The sequence below is a fragment of the Mesorhizobium sp. M8A.F.Ca.ET.218.01.1.1 genome, from assembly GCF_004791165.1.
Taxonomy (GTDB): Bacteria; Pseudomonadota; Alphaproteobacteria; order Rhizobiales; family Rhizobiaceae; genus Mesorhizobium.
Window position 1 is genome coordinate 1 of the sequence record NZ_SRUZ01000249.1, and the last position, 250, is coordinate 250.

The window sequence follows — 250 nt, forward strand, 5'->3', positions numbered from 1 at the left end:
CCGAGGCCAGGCCATTGTCGAGCGTATAGCTGTAGCTGCCGTCGCTGTTGAGATGCAGCGTGCCATAGGTGCCGACCAGGTCGTTGCCGACATTGCCAGCCGAGCCGTTGACGGCGCTGACGCTGTGGGTGTCGCCATTGTCGACATCGGTGTCGTTGGAAAGCACATTGCCGCTCACCGGATTGGGATCGGCCAGCGTGTTGGTGTCTTCCTTCACCGCCGCCGCATCGGCCACCGCCACCGGCGCGTC

General features: G+C 64.4%; 1 protein-coding gene. It reads right to left on the reverse strand.

The features are described from left to right. Positions 1-250 (reverse strand): Ig-like domain-containing protein (locus EN861_RS35210; protein WP_135907355.1); only part of this gene is annotated, 250 nt, incomplete at both ends.